Raw genomic sequence first — 17,764 nt, forward strand, 5'->3', positions numbered from 1 at the left:
TGTAGCTAGCAGAATCACAGCATAAAAAAAAGCCGTTCCTTTCGGAACAGCTTTCACTTGCATTCACGCTCTCTTAATGTATACAGTTATTGTTTTGTGATTTTGAACTCAGTCCTTCTGTTTAACTGGTGATCAGCTTCTGAACATTTTACGCCATTAGCGCATTTGTTAAGTAATTTGCTTTCACCATAACCTTTAGCAGTAATCCTGTTTTTATCAATTCCATGGTCAATGATATATTGTACTGCTGAGTTTGCCCTGCTTTGTGCAAGCCATTGATTATACTGGTCGTTGCCACGGCTATCTGTATGTGAGCCCAATTCAATCCAGATCGTTGGGTTGTCTTTCATGATCTTCACAAGTTTATCCAGTTCAATTGCAGCATCTGGTCTGATGTTCGATTTATCGAAATCATCCCGGCGACGTGTGCGGTTAATGGTGCGGCATCAGTGGTACGGGTTAAACTAACACGTGCATGAAGCAAGCCTTTATTAGCCGTCTCCAGCTCCAGAAGTGCATCTTTGTTAGGTAAATTTCCGCCGGGAACCGTACCGTCTTTTACCTTTTGCTGCGCAAAGGATAGAGATACACCAAAAACAAGCCCCGATAAACTAAGGAGTAAACGTTTGTTCATATACAATTGATTAAACTATGATGTTAGAATATGATTTTGTTTGTTATTTATCGCTGCAAATGAATTGCGGAATACAAAAAGAAGTCGGGACAATTTTAAAGCAGCGTTTACAGCAGTATAATCAATTAGTGAACCAAACGGGCGAGCATGCTTTTAAATTCAAAAAACGAAGAACCGGGGAAAAACCCCATCCCATAACGGGCATATAATTACACGTTTTGGGGAAAATATTGTGGCGATATTTCCACGTTCCACAATTTATATCTCCACCAACAAAAGATGAAGAGCATACAATGCATTGATATCAAGTAGATGTGACGTTTGAAAACCTATGAGAACCATAAGCGCTGATTCTTTTCAAATAAAATTCATTGGAAGTTTACAACTCACAACCGTGGAAAATATTTCCCGACCGTTATTAAAGCAACGACATATCGAACAACATTCTTCAGGCGAGAGGTGGAAAGCGGAAAAGCTCAAAGCTCAAAGTCGAAAGTAGAAAAGCTGAAAGCTCAAAGTGGTTTTACGACAATCATCCGTCATCTCGAAGAACATTTTTCATGTTGGAGAGATCTTATTTCGAAAGTGGAAAGTTTAAAGTCGAGAGTGGAAAAGCTGAAAGATTGGAGTGTCTTACGGCGTAAAAGAGTAGATTGCCGCAGTCAGCTGAAAAAGCTTCCTTCGCAATGACGTAGGAGGGCTTGATTGATTGTAAGAAAACGAATCGTTGAAATTTCCTATATTTTCTATATGCCTATATGGTTCAAGAAGAATAAAGAACAAAGATCAAGGAACAAAGAATACGGAACAAAGAATAAGGAACAAAGATCAAGAAACAAAGATCGCAAACGCTAGCTCGGTGGTTAAAATGCTGAGATGGTTGGTGTAAACAAGTAGATTACAAAGGTAAACAAACACTTCTTCGCCTATATGCCTTAAGCAGGCAAGAAAATACGGTTGTGATAGCTGCACTGGTATAAATTTATAGCGGCAAAGAAAAATAAAATGTAGTACCCAGGCCTTCGGTAGAGGTATACCAGATTCGGCCGCCATGGCTTTCGATAATTTGTTTTGAAATGGCTAAACCCATCCCGAACGATTCTTCTGCAGCTGTACCTACCCTACCATTATCCGAAAACATTTCAAAAATACGGTCTCCCATGTGCGCCGGTATGCCCACACCTTGGTCTGCAATACTCACCACCACCTCCTGTTCTTGCCTGGCCGTGGCAATTGTGATGGTATCATTCGCTGAACTAAATTTAATGGCATTGATGATCAGGTTATTGATCACCCGCGAGATTTTATCCTTATTAACCAAAACCACAATATGTTCGGCTGATATCTGTATTTTCTGCAATTTTGCTTCGGCCTTAAAGTGCAGAAGGTTGCTGCTATCATTTAACAAAGTATAAATATCTGTTGGCACAACTTCCCCTAAGCCCTGGTGTGTGTTTAAAATTTCATTGATCAAGGATAGTGCATTTGATCCGGCATCTCTTACCAAATGTAACATATGAAGGTTAATTTCTGATAAGCTTTCGTCTTCCAGCATCAATTTAGCTGCGTGAATAATACCCGAAACCGGCCCTCTTAAATCATGTGCCACAACTTTCATGATGGTTGCATTTTCATTATGGCTCTTTTCCAAAACACTAAAAACCTGCGTAAGCTGAACATACTGACTTTGAATCTGGCTTTTAGATACGTTCAACTTCGCGATATTCGCCCTGGTGTGTTTCAGGTTTCTAAGAACAATGTATAAAATCACAAAAATCAGGATGATCAAAATGATGGCTCCTACAATGAGTAGCTTTTTAGATTGCGCATCTTTTTTGAGCAGTTGGATCATTTGCGCTTTATCGGCATCTTTCAGGCCATGCTCAACATCTACATACCGCTGCCCTTTACTAGCAGTCTCAATTGAATCGTTTAAAACATGAAATCTTTCTAAATTGAGGTAAGCTTTTTCGGTGTCGTGTATCCTTTCATAATATTTCCATTTTACCTGGTGAAATTTCAAAATCAACTCGGGAGAGCGTTCTTTGCTACCAAATGCATTTGGATGATCCATCGCCTTGATCAATAAGCCGGCTTTTTGATACTGACCATTGTCGCTATACAGGGAAATCAACCTAACTTTAACTTCCTGGGCATCGCCCACTTCGAATCCTTTTTTATCATTAATCTCAATCGACTTCAATAAATATTGTTCTGCCTGCCCGAGTTTACCCTTTTGTATAAATACGTTAGCCATATTGCCGTATATCACGCCCTGTGCCCTGAAAGGGAAATTCTTTTTTTCGGGAAACTTATTTTTTCGTTCTTCGATAAAACTGAGGGCTTTGTGATAATAAAACAATGCACTGTCGGGCTGTTTTAAGTTATAAAAACAAACACCCAACGTATTCAGCACGCCCTGAGGCGAAACGAAACTTTCTTCGAAACTGGATGGATTGCCGCATTGCAACTGCTCCTGAAAACCTGTTTTGAGGTAAGGTATAGCAGCCTGATAAGCGCCCTGGCGGTAACGCAGAAATCCAATTCTTTTCGCCATGGTAAAACATCTTGCTTTGGCCTGCGAGATTTTATCGCCCCTTACATAAACATCAAAAGCATCGTCATATAATCCTAAATCCATGAGTACATCGCCCCTTAAAAATAATGCGGAAATATAATGACTGAGTAGCCTGGGTTTATCTTTTACAACCTTCACTAAACTATCGGCATATTTTAAGGCACTATCTGGCATTCTTTTGTACCGTAAAAAATAAGCTGTTTTTGTATTCAGTATACTCCAGTGGTCTACTGCAGTTAATTGAAGAGGGGAAGTTAAGCGGTCGAGGTATCGGATTGCTGAATCTTGTTCTCCGTTTTTATAAAGGTCATCCACTATCTCACGGATATTAAACAGCGTAGGCGATATCTCAGTAGGTTCTTGATGGACGTTATTTTTACAACCCAACAATGCTATTGCAGCGAAACAACAAAGAGAATAGCATATTATTTTTTGATATCGGTCATGTATCAAACTTGAACAGGGATGGTACACAAGTTAATAACATTTACAAAAAAATGCAAATTGAATTCAGGACTATGCCTGGAAAGCAGGCTAATTGATGTTAACTGTCATTGAGACTATGTTGCCTTTTTTATCCCGTATGGGCATCACATTTACTGCCTGCAAGCTGCTCTTTACAAAGCTAATATCGAATTGAACAACGTCAAAACGTTTAAAAACAATGGTTTTATCTTCGTTATAAAACCTAATCTTTTGTTTGTTGCTATCTTTGATGAAACCAACTCCTGCTATTTGATTATATGACATTACAATTCCCGTTCTCATAAGGTTTAAACTTTAAGTATAACTACGGGACATTAAACTGAACAACCGTATAAATACGCAAAAGGTTTTAAAATATGGAAACTTACACGGAATAAATTAAGTGAGTATGCCCGATCTAAACGAAAAGGCAATCAATGCCGCTGTATTTTTCGAGTTGGTTTTTACTAGTAATGATTCACGAATCCCCTCAATGGTGCGTTTACTTAAAAAAATTTTATCTCCAATTTCCTTGTTGGTCATACCGTCTGCAATAAAATCAAGCACGGTCAGCTCCCGTATGGTAATATCAAGATCAAATAAAGAAATTTTAAGCTGGTTAAACATGCTTTAAAGATAGCGATAATATATTGCACAAATACATAACATCCTGTATCAGAAATAGTAAAGCATAAACCGCTCTGATTGCATATAGTTTAAGTAAGGGTTTAAGGTAACGCCTAAATCCGTTTTGTATGCCTGCATTTAACACTACAATAAATCACCTCACTCCAGGTCCGCTCCCATTTTTTTCGCCATGCAAACGGAAGCTTACAAACGGGGCATATCTTTACCGGCAGGTTTTCCTTTTTCACACCTTTCATTGTATCTGCTAAAATTGATCTATTAACACACTGAAAATCAATGTCAAATCAAGCATATTATAACCTTTAGAAATAATAACCAAAAAAGCACCATCACGGTTTAAGCTGAGGCAAAATTTATTTTTTTTAAACTTTTTTGGTCCAAATGGGTCTATTTTATATGATAGAAACACAAGAAACATTTAATTTTACTACAATGCCTGTTATTAGCGGCATCTTATTACTGATTTTTGGCGCTTTCATTTTCATATTGGCATTGAGACGGAGAAATGAAAGAAGAAGAGTGAGCGGCATCAGCGGATTTACCTGTGCAGATAGAATGGTCAACACAAAAACTACAGAAAAATTTCTGCGTATTGTTGCCCTGGTATTACTTTTATCGGGATTCATACTTATCACTTTTGAGGCCCTTAGAATAGAAAATAAAGTAACTACGGAGCTTGCGATAAGTTAATATCCAAGTTTATCAGGTTGAAAATTAACCTGAAAATTTTCATTTGGGATTTTATAGCTAAGATCATCTGATATTTCGTAACTAGGATCGTCGGATATTTCATAACTAAGATTGGCATCAACGGTATAAATAAAGTCATCATTGAGCCGGATATTTGGATATCGGCACAAAAAGGCTTATATTATCATTTCCATCAGCATCAAGTATGCGCTAATTCATATTTTTTCACTAAAAATTTTCAAATTTGGCATTAAAAAAAGCAGGATTTTACAGAGGGCCACGCTTACCCTTCAGAAAGAAAGAAGCAGAACACAAAATTAATCAGTTGATCACCTCACCGGAGGTTAGATTAACTGGCGACAATGTTGAAACCAACATTTACCCGCTGGCAGAGGCACTGAAACTGGCAGAAGAACTGGATTTAGATCTGGTAGAGATTTCCCCAAACGCTACGCCGCCTGTATGTCGCATTATCGATTACAGCAAATTCCTTTACGAACAAAAGAAAAAGCAAAAGGAAATTAAGAGTAAAGCGAAACAAACCATTATTAAGGATATCCGTTTCGGTCCGAATACCGACGAGCATGATTTTCAGTTTAAACTTAAACATGCCGTTTCATTTTTAGAAAGCGGAGAAAAAGTACGGGCTTTCGTACATTTCAAAGGCCGGTCTATCGTGTATAAAGACCAGGGAGAAATCCTGCTCTTGAAATTTGCGCAGGGACTGGAAGAGGTTGGTAAGGTAGAATTGTTACCAAAACTCGAAGGTAAGCGAATGTTTTTAACCCTGGCACCCAAAGCCGCAAAGCGGTAAATTGCATATCAGTATTTTAAAGTAATAATCAGCTCCCTTACCAGATCATTTTATGTTCTGGCAAGGGAGCATGAAAAGGTTTTACTCCACAATTTCGACTCGAAATCAATTAAGAACCTTCGGAAAAAGGATAAGTTATTTTTTAAAGCTTAATCCTGATACAGTTGCTGTTGCCTGTAGCTTGGTCGAATCCTTCAAAATCATACAAACATTTTATGCCAAATGAAGTTATTCCAAGGCATGAACATCAAAACAAATGACGGGATATTCAGGACAGTAACCTCGATTATTCTTTACACTGCCGGATTGGTTATCCTGCTCTGGTTTTTATATAAAATTCTTAGTGTGGTTTTACTTGGAATTTTCGCCATTGTGCTTGGGGTAATCATTAACGCACCGGTAAGCCGGCTCGAAAAAAAAGGCATGAAGCGATGGCTGGCCAGCCTGATTGTATTTTTCATCATTTTTGGGATTACCTTTTTACTTGGCTGGATGGTGGTGCCACATTTGAGTAACCAACTGGATGTGCTCATTGGAAATCTGCCAAAATATTATGCGAGTGTAACAGCATACCTCGACAACCTGCTGAGTAAATTCCCCGAACTTCGAAAAGAGATTAGAGAAGGAGGTTCATCCATTACATCGGCTATGCCTTCGGTAGGCAATACGGTGATGGGCATTGGTAACTTTTCTTTTTCCGTTTTAGGTGGGATTTTTGTTTTCATCGTTTTCATTTGCATGGTTGTTTTTTTTGTAGGCAACCCAAAGCCAATTATCGAACTTTATTTAACTGTATTTCCGATAAAACAAAGGGAGAAAGCAGAAAATGCAATGAAACATACTTCGGTAATGCTTGTTGGCTGGATGAAATCGAACCTGATTGGCGGTGCGATTGAAGCGGTATTGGTATACGGTTTCCTCACTTTAATGAATGTTCCAGGTGCGTTGGTGTGGGCAGCACTGGCCTTTTTTTCGGAGCTTATTCCAAAAATAGGTTTTTACATTATGGCCATCCCCCCTACCCTGGTGGCACTCTCGGTAAGCCCCGCGACAGCCTTATGGTGTTTGGTTTTCTTTCTCTTGCTGAATGAACTGGTATCTGATTTTCTGATGCCGAAACTTCGCTCTTCTACGATGAACATCCACCCCATGTCGTCGCTTTTTCTCCTGTTAGCGATGGGAACTGCTTTTGGACTTACCGGAGCTTTGCTTGCAACGCCATTGGCTGCTATCATTAAAGCATATTACGAAGCGTTTTACCTCAGCAAGTTTCCTGATGATCCACAACTTGAAAAACGTACGCAGGATATCATTTATCCCTAATCATTACCAATCAAAATACGGTAATTTTTCCCTGGATAATGTTTTGCAACTTACATTACCCGGTTGCCAGCCTTCAGTTTAAGGAAAAGAACACCTATGGTAACAATAGATGAAACGACTTGTACTGTAATTGGAATTTCTAATTTAAATAAATGATTTGTAGCGTAAAAAGCAATATTGTAGATGATGAGTAAAAGCAGTACAATGAGGAGACGTTTCATAGGCGTAAATTGATACCCTAAATATACATAATTTTTCGGTCTACCACAGCGAAATACATCTTCTGGCCTAGCGAAAAAATTTAATTTACAGCAAGTGTTTAGCGGTGCAATTCATCAGCGCCAATTAAAATTCTTTTTTTCTGCCAAACCAAAATGAGTGTTATACCGTTACCTTTATGCGCAAAATCCCTTAGAATAAATAAAATACTGCAATGAAGCCTTTGCCGACACGGTTTACCGAAACGAAAATAGTGGACATTCTTAGTCAATCTCCTAATGCTACCGGCATATACTCAGGCGAAGAAATTTATATTGAATTTGCCAATGATGCGATGATTGCATTATGGGGGAAAGATAAATCGGTAATTGGAAAGACTATTGCCCAGGCACTACCCGAAATTGTTGGGCAACCTTTTATTGGCATACTGCAAGAGGTTTGGCGTAGCGGTATAAGTTATGAAAGCAAAAATACGCCGGCAGAATTATTTGTAAACGGCGAATTGCAGATTTTCTATTTCGATTTTATTTATCAGGCTGTGAAGGATGAAAATGGCAAAACAGATTACATTCTTCACACCACTACCGATGTTACCGAACTGAACCGTACCCGTGATATTGTGGCAGAAAGCGAAGAAAAACAAAAGGCTTTAAACCATGAGCAGGAGATTAATCAACAACTGGCTTCTATAAATGAGGAACTGGCTGCATCAATGGAAGAATTAAATGCTACCAATGAAGAATTGCAGTTAAGCAAAGATAATTTCCAGCAGTTAAATGAAGTTTTGGAAAGCAGGGTTGCAGAACGGGTAAAAACAATTGGATATTTATACCAGCAGCTGGAAGCCTCGAATGAGGAAATCCTGGCGTCGAATGAGGAACTTGCGGCAACTAATGAAGAATTAGTGAACAGCAGTTCGAAGCTGGAACAAACCTTAATTGAACTTGCCGAAAGCGAATTCCGTACCCGAAGCATTATCGAAAATGCACCCTTTCCAATTGGGGTTTATACGGGTAAAGAAATGAGGATTGCTTTCGCCAATCAATCCATTATCGGCGTTTGGGGTAAAGGTAATGACGTGATTGGGAAGCTTTATGCAGACGTTTTGCCAGAGCTTAGCAACCAGGCGATATTTCAGCAGCTTGATCAAGTTTTTACCACAGGTGTATTTTTTGAAGCCAGAAACCAGCGCCTTGAACTAGTAGTAAACGGTGTATCGACAACTTTTTACTTCAACTACATTTTCACTCCTTTAAGAAATGCTGCCGGCGAAATCTACGGCGTAATGAATACCGCAGCCGATGTTACTGATGTGGTGATGGCTAAACAAGCCCTTGAGGCTGCCGCAGAAGAAAAGCAAAACTTAAATGAAGAACTTGCTGCCATCAATGAAGAAATGGTGGCCATTAATGAGGAGCTAACGGCTTCTAATGAAGAACAGGCCAGGTTCAATTTTGAGTTATCATCACTATATGAGAAGCTAAAAATTAGTCAGGATGAACTAGAACTGGCAATTGACGCTGCCGGCTTAGGCACATTCGATCTTAACCCGGAAACCGGCCGTTTCTCTGGCAACAATTTAACTAAATTATGGTTTGGCTTACAGCCAAGAGATGAAATTGAGTTAACCAAGGCTACCGATGTGATTCACGAATCGGATCGTGAAAGGGTGGTTAACGCCATCCAATACGCTTTAAATTATGAATCTGGCGGATATTATGATACCAATTACGTGATTCAATTGCCTGGTGAAACAGAAGGAAGAATCGTTCGGGCAAAAGGTAAAGCAATTTTCAATAAAGAAAAAAAAGCCACTCGGTTAAGCGGTGTGCTGATTGATGTAACCGAACAAATCAGTTCTACAAAAAAAATGGCTGCAATGGTAGATAGCCTTGCGTTAAGCGAGCGAAAATTCCGTTCGCTGATTCAGCAGGCACCTGTAGCCATTAACGTATTTAAAACCGCTGATTTAATTGTGGAAAGTGCGAATGACAAAATGCTGGAGATTTGGGGAAAAACAGAACCTGTTGACGGGAAAAAATTTGTTGATATCCTGCCCGAACTAAAAAATCAGTCCTTTATTGATATTTTGAAAAGTGTGCTGCTCACAGGTAAACCTTACTATGGCGTAGAAAATAAGGTGTATATTTTAAGAGGTGGCACCCTCGAAGAACGTTTCTTCAACTTTATTTATCAGCCGGTAAAAAATGATGCCGGAGAAACCGATAGCATTTTGCAGGTGGTAACCGAAGTTACCGAGCAGGTGAACGCTAAAAAAGAAGTCATTGAAATAAACAACAGGTTGAACATTGCTATCGAGGCGGGTGCCTTAGGTTCAGCAGAGGTTGACTTGGCTACAGGAACGATGGTATGCAATGATCGCTATAAAATGTGTTATGGATGGCCACTCGACCGGGACTTTACCTACCCGGATTTGTACGCTTCTATGCTTCCCCAATATCGCGAAAATGTTAAAAATTTAGTTAATGAAGCCATTGAAAACCGAGCGGTTTATAAAGCAGAGTATGAAGTGAGCTGGCCTGACGGCGCTATACATTGGGTAAGCGCACATGGAAAAGCAAGATACGACAATGAAGGCAAGGCCATTAAAATGGTCGGAATCGTTTCAGACATTACCGAAGTAAAAGCAGACGAGCAACGAAAAAACGATTTCATTGGCATGGTAAGTCATGAGTTGAAAACGCCTTTAACTTCGCTTACAGCCTATATTCAATTGCTGCAAAGCAAGGCCAGTAAAAACCAGGATAGTTTTGCCTTAAGCGTTTTAGAAAAGGCCAACAATCAGTCGAAAAAAATGGTAAACATGATTAACAGCTTCTTAAATGTATCGAGACTGGAATCAGGAAAAATCCATATTGAAAGGCAGCATTTTGATTTATCACTGTTGATGCAGGAAATCGACGAAGAATTTAACGTTGTGGTGAATAGCCATCAATTCATCTTTAAAACTGAAAAAGTATTCATCAATGCCGATCGCGAAAAAATCAGTCAGGTGATTAATAATTTTATTTCTAATGCGGTGAAATACTCTCCTACAGGAAGTACCATTGAAATATCCTGCTCAATGGATGGAGCATCGGCAATTGTGGCTGTTCGCGATGAGGGTATAGGCATAATGCCGGAAGACCAGCATCAGCTTTTTGAGCGCTACTATCGTGTAATGAGCCAGCCACAAACGGTTTCAGGTTTTGGTATCGGACTTTATCTTTGTGCCGAAATTATCAAACGTCATCATGGGCAGATTTGGCTTCAGAGTGAAATAGGTATCGGATCTACTTTCTATTTTAGCATACCTATCGAAGGTGGCTTGAATTAAGGTATTATGATATTGGCAGATCTTGCATTTAAGCTTCCGTCGATAGTCAGTAATACCTGATCATGATAGATAAAATCCAGGTGTCCTTTTCCGTTTCCGGCATCATCGCTAACAACAGATGAACCGATGGAAACAATAATTTCATCGCCTGATTTTACCGGCAAGCTTTCATAAGTTTTATTCCCATATTGCCGGTCGACATGGAGTATTTTTTTTCCGCATGGGCAAGCCATGGAAATATTCAAATCTGTTACAGCCGTTAACTGACTTACCTGAATTTTGATAATTCCTGAACCTGGATGCGAAGGATCAGACTTTTTGCAGGATAGCAAACAAAGGCTACCCCATAAAAGAAAGATGAAAGAGCGTTTCATGTGATTTTGGATTGGTGTATTAAAGATAAGCAGTGTAATGCCTTTCTTAATCTTCATCAGCGAACAACAAATTTCACATATTACTTCACAAAAAAAGGCCATTGATATTTCAATAGCCTTAATAAACCAAACAAATGATTGTAATAGATAGATGTATAGTCAAGACAATAAGCGGGCAAAAAAGTTTTGAAAACAAGTGTTTTTTTTTCGAAAGGTAACATGAGGATCAATTGAATGAATATGTTGACCAACCTGTGGCCGGTTTGTACTCATCTTGATTCTAATAAATGTCTTCCACTACCGCATAAATGTTATGGTTGACCCAGGAAAATTTATGTTTTCAACAGGCCGAAGCGAAATGCGAAGGTAATCAACGCAGCGGTATTTCTGGCTTTGGTTTTACTAAGCAGGCTTTTCCGATGATTGTTAACCTGCATCAGGCTCAGTGTTAATTTATCTCCAATTTCTTTCGCAGTAAGGCCTTCAGATATTAATATCAAAACTTGATGTTCCTCTTCATTAAGCCTCATAATATGCGGAACGGTATTTAGGTTGATGTCCATGAAGGATGAAAACAGTACAATGAGGCAGATTGTTTTGCATTTAACACCCCCATTAAAAGTGCTTCGAAGCCACTGCTTCACTACTTTTTCTGTTGTAAATTTTAAGCCGCAGCATCCTTGACTGTTATTAGGCAGATGGCGCTGCATGCTATTGAAGCGCTTATGGTATTAAAGGACTATTCTTACTGATACCGAAGTGAATTAACTTAGGGCGTTATTAAATTACTAATGGGAACGATCTACTTCCGGATGGAATAGCGTAGTTAATGAGAACCTGGAGCACCATCACTTCAGGTTTTTTAGCCGATAAGCAGCAAATCCAAAAAGAAGAATCAGTTAAATTGGGTTTACTCCTGAAACAACTAAAAAAAGTCCGGTTCATCAACCCTACTTAAAACATAATAACAGCAAACGATGTTAAAGAGATAATAAGATACAATATGAACTACAGCAGTATAACCGAAACGATTCCACAAAACTATTATCAAACCCAATTTATAGATAGCTATAGAGGCGGAATAGAAGGCGATAATACCATGACATTTTTAGTAAAAGATGATACAGATTTGGTTACCTATGCCATGGCGGCTAAACAAGCCTGGGAATCTGTTGGAGATTATCCTTCCAGTTTCAAAGGCATCATCAGAAAAGTGAACGGAAATTGTTTCGCTACGTTCGATTACCTTGGGGCACTAGAAGCAAGCTTCAGCCAAAACGAACAGTAAATCATGCTTAGCGCTACATAAACGCTATTATTGGATGAGCACCTATATATTGACTGCCCGAATTGATGCCAATAATCAGCGTTTCTTTGATGAACTTCGTGAACTGCATTTCCCGAAAGAAAGAAATTTTCTAAAAGCCCATCTCACACTGTTTCATACCTTACCGGATGTTCCAAAGCTAAGGGAAGTATTAGAAACAATTGAGCTTAAACCCATAACTGCAACCGTAAGCAGTTTAAGAAATATTGGCCATGGCGTTGCCTATTTTATATCGAGTGAGCCCCTGGAAAATCTGCGGGTAATGCTGAGGAGAAACTTTGAGCATCATCTTTCGCTGCAAGATAAACAGCCTTTCAAACCACACATTACCATACAAAATAAAGTTAACTCAGATCAGGCGAAAGCTTTATTTCAAAGTCTCAACGCATCTTTTGAGCCATTTGAACTTACCATCCATGGCCTTGATTTGTGGATTTACTTAAATGGACCATGGGAACACCGCGGCTACTTTCCTTTCCTTAAAACACAATAACAAACGTATTATTTTACCTGCTCGATTGTTTTACACAGCATACCGTTCACGAAAAAAGCCCCAATCTGATAAGAAAGGAGCTTTTTTAAAATAGGGGGTTATGATTTTATAACAAACCGTAAAGGCCGTGTGCGTAGGTTCTTAAAGATGCAGAAACAGAATTCATTTTATCCGGAGATGGTCCTTTCACTTTATAGGCTTCCGGGTGAAGCTCTAAAGAATGATTATTCACTTGTTCTGCTGTATCTTTGTTCGTTAATGTTGCATTTTGTTCTTCGCTCAATTTTAAAGGTGCCATGTCGTATCGTTTTATATAAAGAAAACATGCAATGAGATAATTTGTTTTCGCATACACATTAAAAAAATAAATTTCTTCTATCCTCATTTATTCGATACTCGAAATCCAGTTTTCAGTAGCTGAAACTTTGATCGGATTTGCAGCAGAAACAATTTTTAAAACGCCACCTTTGTTAATGTTATCTTGTGTGATATAATTTTTAAGATAGGCTTTTCCGTTCAGGAAAACCTGTTTGATATACTTGTGCTTCAAACTAAAATTTTCAGTTTCTACCCTAAACGTTTTGCCATTGGGTAGGTGATACGTAACAGATGGAAACAAAGGAACATTTAAGTAATATACCGGCCAACCTACGCAGGCTGGAGAGAAACCACTTGAGGTAAATATATACCATGCGCTCATGGCGCCTGCATCATCATCCATGGTGCGCAAATAAGCATCGGGCTGATTACGGTAGATTTTACCGATGTAACTTCCAATGCCGCGGCTGTTATCATTAAAATAATTTTGGATAACGGTGTCAGCTGCCAACTGGTGCATCCAGTATTGAGATTTATAACCCTGTTTGGTTACATTATACATTAAGGGCACCTGCAAATCAGGTTCGTTGGCATGGTTGTATAAATCACGGGCGAAAAATTCATCTAGTTTAGCCAGATAAGATTCCTCTCCCCCATCAAGCGCTACCAGACCTTTAAAATCATAGGGAACAAACCAGCGATATTGCCAAATGGTACCTTGATATAAACCACGGGCCTGCATTTGATCCACATCACGTTTGCTTAGGTCTTTGAAATCTTTATTCCAGTATTTTTTGTACTCCAGCGCCTTGGCTTTATACGCTTCTGCCATTTGCGGGTTCTTCAAAATTTTAAAAATCTCAGCCATTGCCCAATTGTCATAGCTCGATTCGAGCGCTTTATCTGGCGATTTGTAATCTAAACCCTGAACTTCTTTCTCCAGTGAATCGGCAATTTTAGCAAAATCTACCGGGTATCCTTTTCGGTAGGCATCGAGTAAAACCACAATGGCATGCTCCGAGCGTACAGTATTTGAAGGTTCCTTTTGTCCTGCATAATCTTTTTTTCCTGAGTTGTATAAATCAGCAATAGACGTAACCATTCCTGCATAACGATCGGGAGTGATGATTGAAAGCAAAGGCAATTGTGTACGGTAATTATCCCAAATGGCCCAGCCATTGTACCGAACCTGCTCATCTTTCTGAATTTCGCCTTTGGTGTTGCGGTACTGCCCATCCTGATCGGAAATGACATAAGGCGATTGCATGGTTCGGTAAAGCAGGGAATAAAATAATTTTGCATCTTTTAAATCACCATTTACCGCAATTTTCGACAGATTTTTATTCCAATCCACACTGCTCTGCGACATCATTTCAGTCATCGAGTGGGTGTTAATGGCAAATTTGGCTGCCTCAGCACTTACTGATGAAAGCGCAACGTTCACTTCTACAGATCCCGCCTCCATCCCTAGTCTGGCGATGAATTTATGATTTGTCACCTCTTCCCATTTGATATTGTTTTTTATTTCCAGATAATAGTAAATCCGGTATTTACCTACAGCACAAGTTGTTTTTGATTCTACCCAGCCAGATACTGAATTTTGATTGATCGAATGTTCTTCTGCCACAAAGGCACCGTTAAAGGCATAACTCAAATCCAAATAAATACCCTTTTTTCCGGCAGGAAAATGATAAACATGTTTGCCGGCATTGCCTACAACGGAAAAGCTTGCTTTTATTTTATTCTCGAAGCCAACTTCATAATAACCTGGCACAGCTTTCTCTGTTGATTTTATGAGTTCAGATGCTTTAGGATCATCGCCTAAAAAAGGTTTCACAAATAGGTTCCCGCCTGAACCCTGACAGCCCACACCTTCGAAACGATTGTGCGTAAAACCCTCAAATTTCTTTGCCAGGTATTCGTAACCCGTATGTGTTTTTGGATAGGTTTGGGGCCCAATACTTAACATACTGAACGGATAGGAAGCTGCCGGCGACATTTGTCCGTGATCGCCTGATGAACCTAAAAAAACATTTACAAGATCAACCGGTCTTTTTTCTTTGATAGAAAAAGTGCTGGTCTTTGATTGCGCTAAAACGTTTAATTGAAAAAATGAGAGGAGTGCTATTATTTTAAGTGAAACTTTCATACCTGAGAATAAACTGGCCTAAAATAACATTTTAAAGTGAAGTAAATATTAAGTGTGATGTTATTTACCTGGACGATTTTAAAGGAAACAAAAAAGCCATTTCCTATTCGGAAATGGCTTTACATATGTTCTAAATGATGTTATTTAATTGCTACCGGAACAGAAATTTTATCCCAGTCTAAAGAGAAACCTGTTTTGGTAATTTTATAAACCAAACGCTCTTGAGTAGCTTTTAAAGCTTTTGTTTTTACATCAACACGTAAAGCGTCTTTTGCTTCTTCGTATTTGTACGCACCCCACTGTTTAGGCTCTTTGTTAAAGATGGCCGTCCAGGTTCCGCTTTCTTTAGGGATTAAGAAAAAACTGTATTTACCCGCAGGAAGTGCTTTTCCTTGTACCATGATGTCTTTATCGGTTTCGAAAGTAGAGGCCTCATTTGCACCCGCACGCCAAACTTTATCATAAGCTTCTAATCCACCCCAAATTTTACGGCCTTTTACCGCAGGACTGCTATAGTTAATGGTAATGGTTGCAGCTTTAATTTTGCCGGTTACCGTTGCCGCCGGACTTGGTTTCGGTTGGGCATCTTGTGCCATCGCACTTGCAGAGATCGTGATTGCGGTAAAAAGCAAAGCGATAGATTTAAACATCGTTTTCATAGTAATATTATTTATCTGTTTTTGTTGTTTTTGATTTTACGAATTTAATGCTTTGGGTCGATAAAATAATAATCCCAAAGTCGAAAAAATAATTACTGCTGCAGCACCAATCACATTTAACCATAAGAACGATACGACATCGAATTCATAAACGGCGATTACTACAATTTCTGATAAGATGGCTGAAATAAAAACGATTGGCCCGTTGATCCTTTTGAAATAGAAGGCCACAAGAAAAATTCCCAGAATGGGACCATAAAATAATGAACCCAACACATTAACGGCCTCAATGAGCGAACCCATTTGCGTGGCAAACATGGCTACCGCGATGGAAAATATCCCCCAGCCCAAAGTATGCAGCCTGCTGTATTTTAATTCTGTTCTGTCATCTAGCTCCTTTTTACTGAAAATTAAATGAACGTCTTTTAATGAACAGGCGGCAAGTGAATTCAGCGCTGCAGAAATAGATCCCCAGCTGGCTAAGAAAATTACAGCGAATAATAAGCCAATCATCCCTACTGGTAAGGTGTTTTTTACAAAATATAAAAAGATGTAGTTGGTATCTGTTTTCTCTGCATTAAAGTTCGATTTATTAATGGCTTCCTCTACCCTGCTATGCAGATCTTTAACGTCTTTTTGGGTTTCCTTAAAACTAGCAATAGAACTTTCCAAACCTGCGGCATGAGTTTCTTTTTGGGCAAGAATTGCTTTCGATTGGGCATTAAATTTTTCTTCGAGCAGCTTATGCTCCCCCTCAAAAACTGCCGCTTGCTGGGGCTGTGTTTCTTTCAAATATTGGTAAGAACGTTCGTTAAAATAAATCGGCGCAGGTTTCAACGAGAAGAAAGCAAAAAGTAGCGCACCAATGAGCAGAATGGCAAACTGCATCGGAATTTTAACCAAACCATTTAACAACAAACCCATTTTTGCATTGGTATTGTCTTTGGCCGTAATGTACCGCCCTACCTGACTTTGATCGGTTCCAAAGTAAGAGAGTGCGAGGAAAAAACCTCCAATCAGTCCGCTCCAGATATTGTATTTATCTTTCCAGTCAAATTCAGTAGTAATCACATTTAGTTTTCCTGATTTTCCTGCAAGGTAAAGTGCATCGCTAAAACCAACTCCATTTGGCATATTTTGCACCAGCAAATATCCGGCAAATGCCATCGTTCCTAAGATAATGAGAAACTGAAGTTTTTGGGTATGTGCTATTGCCTTTGCACCGCCAACATAGGTGTAAATCAATAAAATTCCACCGGTTAAAACGTTGGTTAAGTAAATGTTCCAGTTTAATACACTTGATAAAATAATACTAGGTGCATATATGCTGATTCCGGTCGATAATCCACGGGAAAAGAGAAACAACAACGAGGTTAATACCCTGGTTTTTTTATCGAAACGTTGCTCTAAATATTCGTAAGCTGTGTATACATTCAGCCGTTGAAAAATCGGAATGAAAGTGATACAAATTACAATCATCGCCAATGGCAAGCCAAAATAATACTGAACAAAGCGCATACCATCGGTGTACGCCTGGCCGGGTGCCGAAAGAAACGTAATTGCACTTGCCTGCGTAGCCATGATGCCTAGAAGTACAATGTACCAGGGCATTTGATTATCGGCTTTGAGATAGGATTCATTGCTTTTTTGGCCACGCCCTATAAAAACACCATAGGCCACTACAGCAAGAAGGGTGAAGATGAGTACGAACCAATCGATATTACTCATGCCCAGAT

Annotated in this window: 18 protein-coding genes and 1 pseudogene; 6 read left to right on the plus strand and 13 right to left on the minus strand. The window is 39.2% G+C overall.

Annotated elements, in window-relative coordinates:
• Nucleotides 1–86: 86 nt before the first annotated feature.
• From R2Q70_RS18585 to R2Q70_RS18610, 6 genes and pseudogenes are all read right to left on the minus strand, one after another.
• Nucleotides 87–413: pseudogene (locus tag R2Q70_RS18585) on the minus strand (OmpA family protein); the annotation flags it as partial.
• Nucleotides 356–634, minus strand: a complete 279-nt coding sequence (locus R2Q70_RS18590; protein WP_316809047.1) for a hypothetical protein — start codon at nucleotides 632–634, stop codon at nucleotides 356–358. The gene R2Q70_RS18590 and the pseudogene R2Q70_RS18585, both read right to left, overlap by 58 nt.
• A gap of 982 nt (nucleotides 635–1,616) precedes the next feature.
• Nucleotides 1,617–3,527, minus strand: coding sequence for a tetratricopeptide repeat-containing sensor histidine kinase (locus R2Q70_RS18595; protein WP_316809048.1), 1,911 nt, complete (start codon nucleotides 3,525–3,527; stop codon nucleotides 1,617–1,619).
• Nucleotides 3,528–3,746: 219 nt separating this feature from the next.
• Nucleotides 3,747–3,980, minus strand: coding sequence for a hypothetical protein (locus R2Q70_RS18600; RefSeq protein WP_316809049.1), 234 nt, complete (start codon nucleotides 3,978–3,980; stop codon nucleotides 3,747–3,749).
• A 96-nt stretch (nucleotides 3,981–4,076) separates the two neighbouring features.
• Entirely contained in the window at nucleotides 4,077–4,304 is a 228-nt protein-coding gene (locus R2Q70_RS18605) for a response regulator transcription factor (RefSeq protein WP_316809050.1), read from the minus strand.
• Nucleotides 4,305–4,417: 113 nt separating this feature from the next.
• On the minus strand, nucleotides 4,418–4,561 hold the full coding sequence (locus tag R2Q70_RS18610; RefSeq protein WP_316809051.1) for a DUF2256 domain-containing protein: 144 nt from the start codon (nucleotides 4,559–4,561) through the stop codon (nucleotides 4,418–4,420).
• A gap of 160 nt (nucleotides 4,562–4,721) precedes the next feature.
• Here R2Q70_RS18610 and R2Q70_RS18615 point away from each other — a divergent pair, with 160 nt between their 5' ends.
• From R2Q70_RS18615 to R2Q70_RS18625, 3 genes are all read left to right on the plus strand, one after another.
• The gene (locus tag R2Q70_RS18615) at nucleotides 4,722–5,015 is read left to right on the plus strand and encodes a hypothetical protein (RefSeq protein WP_316809052.1); all 294 of its coding nucleotides are present in this window, start codon (nucleotides 4,722–4,724) and stop codon (nucleotides 5,013–5,015) included.
• Between the two features lie 244 nt (nucleotides 5,016–5,259).
• Nucleotides 5,260–5,829, plus strand: coding sequence for a translation initiation factor IF-3 (infC, locus tag R2Q70_RS18620; RefSeq protein ID WP_010599961.1), 570 nt, complete (start codon nucleotides 5,260–5,262; stop codon nucleotides 5,827–5,829).
• Nucleotides 5,830–6,051: 222 nt separating this feature from the next.
• Nucleotides 6,052–7,152 (plus strand): AI-2E family transporter, encoded by a 1,101-nt coding sequence (locus tag R2Q70_RS18625; protein ID WP_316809053.1) that lies wholly within the window; start codon nucleotides 6,052–6,054, stop codon nucleotides 7,150–7,152.
• A gap of 50 nt (nucleotides 7,153–7,202) precedes the next feature.
• Here R2Q70_RS18625 and R2Q70_RS18630 read toward each other — a convergent pair whose 3' ends face one another.
• On the minus strand, nucleotides 7,203–7,373 hold the full coding sequence (locus R2Q70_RS18630) for a hypothetical protein (protein WP_316809054.1): 171 nt from the start codon (nucleotides 7,371–7,373) through the stop codon (nucleotides 7,203–7,205).
• Between the two features lie 212 nt (nucleotides 7,374–7,585).
• Between R2Q70_RS18630 and R2Q70_RS18635 the strand changes: the two genes are divergently transcribed.
• A complete protein-coding gene (locus R2Q70_RS18635; protein WP_316809055.1) occupies nucleotides 7,586–10,708 on the plus strand; it encodes a PAS domain-containing protein in 3,123 nt (1,040 codons plus the stop codon).
• On the opposite strand, the gene R2Q70_RS18640 is transcribed toward R2Q70_RS18635, so the two are convergent.
• Together R2Q70_RS18640 and R2Q70_RS18645 are read right to left on the minus strand one after the other, a co-directional pair.
• On the minus strand, nucleotides 10,705–11,139 hold the full coding sequence (locus R2Q70_RS18640) for a hypothetical protein (RefSeq protein WP_316809056.1): 435 nt from the start codon (nucleotides 11,137–11,139) through the stop codon (nucleotides 10,705–10,707). The genes R2Q70_RS18635 and R2Q70_RS18640 overlap by 4 nt on opposite strands.
• Before the next feature lie 275 nt (nucleotides 11,140–11,414).
• The gene (locus R2Q70_RS18645) at nucleotides 11,415–11,645 is read right to left on the minus strand and encodes a LuxR C-terminal-related transcriptional regulator (RefSeq protein ID WP_316809057.1); all 231 of its coding nucleotides are present in this window, start codon (nucleotides 11,643–11,645) and stop codon (nucleotides 11,415–11,417) included.
• 440 nt (nucleotides 11,646–12,085) lie between these two features.
• Between R2Q70_RS18645 and R2Q70_RS18650 the strand changes: the two genes are divergently transcribed.
• A complete protein-coding gene (locus tag R2Q70_RS18650; RefSeq protein ID WP_316809058.1) occupies nucleotides 12,086–12,370 on the plus strand; it encodes a hypothetical protein in 285 nt (94 codons plus the stop codon).
• A 34-nt stretch (nucleotides 12,371–12,404) separates the two neighbouring features.
• Complete coding sequence (locus R2Q70_RS18655; RefSeq protein ID WP_316809059.1) at nucleotides 12,405–12,902, plus strand: 2'-5' RNA ligase family protein; 498 nt, start codon at nucleotides 12,405–12,407, stop codon at nucleotides 12,900–12,902.
• A 106-nt stretch (nucleotides 12,903–13,008) separates the two neighbouring features.
• On the opposite strand, the gene R2Q70_RS18660 is transcribed toward R2Q70_RS18655, so the two are convergent.
• The 4 genes from R2Q70_RS18660 to R2Q70_RS18675 form a co-directional block, all read right to left on the minus strand.
• A complete protein-coding gene (locus tag R2Q70_RS18660; RefSeq protein ID WP_316809060.1) occupies nucleotides 13,009–13,200 on the minus strand; it encodes a hypothetical protein in 192 nt (63 codons plus the stop codon).
• Nucleotides 13,201–13,287: 87 nt separating this feature from the next.
• Nucleotides 13,288–15,369 (minus strand): glycoside hydrolase domain-containing protein, encoded by a 2,082-nt coding sequence (locus R2Q70_RS18665; protein ID WP_316809061.1) that lies wholly within the window; start codon nucleotides 15,367–15,369, stop codon nucleotides 13,288–13,290.
• A 140-nt stretch (nucleotides 15,370–15,509) separates the two neighbouring features.
• Nucleotides 15,510–16,028, minus strand: coding sequence for a DUF2911 domain-containing protein (locus R2Q70_RS18670; protein ID WP_316809062.1), 519 nt, complete (start codon nucleotides 16,026–16,028; stop codon nucleotides 15,510–15,512).
• A gap of 36 nt (nucleotides 16,029–16,064) precedes the next feature.
• Complete coding sequence (locus R2Q70_RS18675) at nucleotides 16,065–17,756, minus strand: sodium:solute symporter (RefSeq protein ID WP_316809063.1); 1,692 nt, start codon at nucleotides 17,754–17,756, stop codon at nucleotides 16,065–16,067.
• Nucleotides 17,757–17,764: the final 8 nt, after the last annotated feature.

The sequence above is a fragment of the Pedobacter agri genome, from assembly GCF_032678665.1.
Classification (GTDB): domain Bacteria; phylum Bacteroidota; class Bacteroidia; order Sphingobacteriales; family Sphingobacteriaceae; genus Pedobacter; species Pedobacter agri_A.